The organism is Sphingobacterium sp. UBA6317 (assembly GCF_002440385.1).
GTDB classification, from domain to species: domain Bacteria; phylum Bacteroidota; class Bacteroidia; order Sphingobacteriales; family Sphingobacteriaceae; genus Sphingobacterium; species Sphingobacterium multivorum.
Genome location: NZ_DJTD01000062.1, coordinates 1 through 4,381, shown reverse-complemented (window position 1 = coordinate 4,381; position 4,381 = coordinate 1). Strand labels below are relative to the sequence as shown.

The 4,381-nt window shown below is 39.9% G+C and carries 3 protein-coding genes; 1 reads left to right on the top strand and 2 read right to left on the bottom strand.

Annotated features, from left to right (window positions below; all coding sequences use genetic code 11):
* Positions 1–24: 24 nt before the first annotated feature.
* Positions 25–579 carry a ferritin gene (locus B3E92_RS20285; RefSeq protein WP_112376530.1) on the bottom strand — a complete coding sequence of 185 codons (555 nt, stop codon included), beginning with the start codon at positions 577–579 and terminating at the stop codon, positions 25–27.
* Between the two features lie 280 nt (positions 580–859).
* On the bottom strand, positions 860–1,516 hold the full coding sequence (locus B3E92_RS20280; protein WP_112375771.1) for a tetratricopeptide repeat protein: 657 nt from the start codon (positions 1,514–1,516) through the stop codon (positions 860–862).
* A gap of 342 nt (positions 1,517–1,858) precedes the next feature.
* Between B3E92_RS20280 and lon the strand changes: the two genes are divergently transcribed.
* Positions 1,859–4,336, top strand: a complete 2,478-nt coding sequence (gene lon / locus B3E92_RS20275) for an endopeptidase La (protein WP_112375769.1) — start codon at positions 1,859–1,861, stop codon at positions 4,334–4,336.
* The last annotated feature ends 45 nt before the right edge of the window (positions 4,337–4,381 follow it).

Genomic DNA, 4,381 nt, shown 5'->3' with positions numbered 1-4,381 from the left:
ATCCCGCCTTTTTCTATTTTACAATTATTTGGGATCATCTGCTGTCGCTTCCCTTGCCAAGGCTACTTCGTCGGGCATGGCTTCAAGGGAGGAATCCAACGCAAACAAGGATTCATCTGAAGCTCGGTCACCACCAGCGATTTTCAACTTATCAATCAATTCCAATGCTAACTTCTCTTCCTCGATCTGTTCCTTAACAAACCACTGTGCAAAGTTCCATGTTGCCCAGTCCTTCTCCGCCAACGCCAAATTGACGATGTTATAGATCGCTTCGGTATTATCTACTTCATGTTTAAAAACGCGATTAAAGCATTCGGTCAGCGATTGCGGGTCAGCTGGGGGCGCTGCAATAGCCTGTATTCTGGGGCGTCCACCTCTTTCCAGAATATAACCCATAATTTTAGTCATGTGATTTCGCTCTTCCTGGGCATGTCTATACAGAAAATTGGCGATTCCGCCATAACCCTGATCATCTGCCCATACCCCCAACGCCAAATAAATCTGTGCAGCCTCAGCCTCTTTTGTCATCTGACTGATTAAAATTTCCTGCATTTCCTTTGACAATCGATTCGTTTCCATAATATTCATTTTGATTTAGGAAAAGAACAGTTTCAGTGCTTATTTCGTTTGAAATTTATCGAGTAAAAACTGCCGAAACTCACCCCTCTAAATGAAACTGGATCTCATTTGTGACCAACCGTTACATTCCTATAAGTACATTTCAACCGGCACAAATCAATAGTTACAAAATCAATAGGTACAAAATCAATAGGTACAAAATCAATAGGTACAAAATTAATAAGCACAAAAAAAAGGGAATACCATTGGCATTCCCTTTTTCTATGCTTTTATAGCGATACTATTTCAAGTTATCTCTATATACTTTCGCTTTTTTGATTTCTGTTTGAATATCTTTTTTCGATGCATCAAAGCTCAACACTTTTTCATAATCCTTGATTGCATTGTTATAAGCGTCAGTTGCCATTGCCTTATTGTAATTCGGCGTACCCGCTGTTCCGATCAAGATACCTAAATCACGATTCGCAATCGCTCTATTTTGATAGAATTTCGAATCAGTAGGCGTAATGGCAATTGCTTTTGAATAATCCTCAATAGCAACTTTCAACAACTGCTCTTTGTTGGCAACAGATGTCTTATTTGTGGATTGAGTAGCGAGGTTGTTTGTTGCTTTCGCTTTGAAATATAAAGCATTTGCATTTTTACCGTTCAATGCAACTACTTTTCCAAAAGTCTCCGCTGATTTTTTATAATCACCATTTTGAAATTGAGAATATCCCAACATATATAATACGTCCGGATCTTTCCCTTCCTGAGGTAGGGCTTTTGTCAAGTATGACTCGGCATTCTTGAAATCACCATCCAAAAGAGCTTTCTGCCCCATTCTCACATTAGCGTTGCTATGCTCAGCCTGTTTTGGTTGTTGTGCATTCGCGCTAAAAGCAACTAAGGCAAAAACCCCAGTAAACAAACCCAATTTAAATGATTTTAAATTCATATCTAACTAGTTACGTTTTTATATTCACTCTTTAATGATCACGTGTGATCGTTTCTACATTTTTGAAAAAACCGCCGATTGATTTCTTTAAACGCAAGAACTGCCATCGGTGCCCTTTCACATTCCAATATTACAATTATTATGCCTATTTTTCCAACAAATGGCAGATAAATTTTATTTAACCTGCCTTTTTTTCCTATTCTAGAAAATAGATTTGTAATTTTGCTCACTTTTAGCAATTGGCACTTCCCTTGCAATATAGGGGAAACAATAATAGAAGCTTAAAATTTGAAAGTCAGCCGTCAACATGTCAGCGACTGCCAAATACACAAAATAAATACTATGAGCAAATTCGAAACTTTTGATTTCAGTCAAGCAATTCCAATCGTTGCAGAGGATACCGAATTCTTCCCTTTACTTACACAAGAGGATGAAGATAATATGGCGAATGCTGAAATTCCAGAAGCATTGTCTATTTTGCCTTTACGTAATACCGTATTATTTCCCGGTGTTGTCATTCCGATTACCGTAGGTCGAGATAAATCCATCAAATTAGTCAAAGAAGCTTATAAAGGCAGCAAAACTATTGGTGTTGTTTCTCAGAAGGATATGACTGTAGAGGACCCAGGATTTGAAGAACTAAATAAAGTGGGCACTGTAGCTCATATCATTAAAGTACTCCAAATGCCTGATGGTAATACCACCGTCATTATCCAGGGAAAACAACGGTTCAACTTGTTGGAAATTGTCGAAACCGAACCTTATTTAAAGGCGCGTGTGGAGAAATTCAACGAAGCGAAACCGAAGATGACCAAGCACTTTAAAGCGACAATTTCTACTTTAAAAGAAATGGCGCTGCAGATCATCCAACTTTCGCCAAACTTACCTAGTGAAGCTGGTATAGCCATCAAAAATATTGAAAGTCCCTCGTTTCTGATCAACTTCATTTCGTCGAATATCAATGTCGAAATGATCAGAAAACAGGAACTGCTTCAGATACCCAAAGTGGAGAACCGTGCCAAACTTTTATTGGAACTGCTGACGACAGAAATCCAGATGTTGGAACTAAAGCACCAGATTCAGAATAAAGTACGTGTCGACCTTGACAAACAACAACGTGACTATTTCCTGAACCAACAGCTCAAAACAATTCAGGAAGAGCTGGGTGGCAATACGCCCGATCTTGAGCTGGAAGAGCTTAAAAAACGGGGTAAGAAAAAGAAATGGAGTGTTGATGTCGAAAAACATTTCACAAAGGAACTCGAAAAGCTATCGCGGATCAATCCTGCTGCTGCAGATTATTCGGTACAGCTCAATTACCTTGAGCTTTTGCTAGATCTACCTTGGAATGAAACAACAAAAGACAATTTTGATCTAAACAAAGCACAAAAAGTGCTCGACAAAGATCATTACGGACTCGAGAAAGTAAAAAAACGTATCATTGAATACCTTGCGGTATTGAAATTAAAAAATGATATGAAAGCACCTATTCTTTGTTTGGTAGGCCCTCCGGGAGTGGGTAAAACCTCCTTGGGAAGATCCATTGCCAAAGCTTTAGGACGCAAATATACCCGTATGGCTTTGGGTGGTGTACGCGATGAAGCAGAAATCAGAGGACACCGCAAAACCTATATCGGCGCAATGCCGGGCCGTATCATTCAGTCCTTGAAAAAAGCAGGGGCAGCAAATCCGGTTTTTATTCTGGACGAAATCGATAAAATGAGCGCAGATTTCAAAGGAGATCCTTCGTCGGCCTTATTGGAGGTATTGGATCCAGAACAAAACACACATTTCTATGACCATTATGTGGAAATGGAGTTTGACCTTTCCAAAGTGATGTTTATCGCGACAGCCAATTCTTTGAGTTCTATTCAACCTGCGCTATTGGATCGGATGGAAATTATCGAAGTGAATGGCTATACCATCGAGGAAAAAATCGAAATCGCGAAAAAACACCTTTTGCCAAAACAACGCGAAATGCATGGAATGGCATCCAAAGATGTCTCGTTAAAAGCGAAGATCATCGAACAGATTATTGAGGATTACACACGTGAATCTGGCGTCCGCGGATTAGAAAAAAAGATCGGCTCTGTCGTACGTGGTATTGCAACACGTATTGTCATGGAAAAGGATTACAGTCCAAGTATAAACGAACAAGATCTACTTGATATCCTAGGTGCCCCAATATTTGATAAGGACATCTACGAAAATAACAATGTCGCCGGTGTCGTAACAGGCTTGGCCTGGACTTCCGTAGGTGGTGATATCTTATTTATAGAATCTTCACTGAGCCCAGGAAAAGGACGTTTGAGCCTGACCGGTAATTTGGGTGATGTCATGAAAGAATCTGCGTCGATTGCACTAGCCTACCTGAAAGCCCACGCTTCGGATTTCGGCATTAACTATCGTGTTTTCGACCATTGGGATATCCATATTCACGTTCCAGCAGGTGCTATTCCAAAAGATGGCCCTTCAGCTGGTATAACGATGCTCACCGCACTGACATCGCTGTTTACCCAACGTAAAGTGAAGGAAAAACTAGCCATGACAGGTGAAATTACGTTACGCGGAAAAGTATTGCCTGTTGGCGGTATAAAGGAGAAAATTCTTGCTGCAAAACGCGCGAACATCAAAGATATTATTCTCTGTAAATCCAATGAAAAAGACATCCTGGAGATCAAGGAAGATTATATCAAAGATATGCAGTTCCACTATGTGACTGAAATGTCCCAGGTGATCAAGCTCGCGCTATTGGAAGAAAAAGTAATGGGTGCCATCGATCTGGCTCAAGATATAGAAAATACAAAAAAAGAGAATTAACAGATACCGAAGGGTTTTGAATTAAAGAGGCTGTCTCAAAATGGA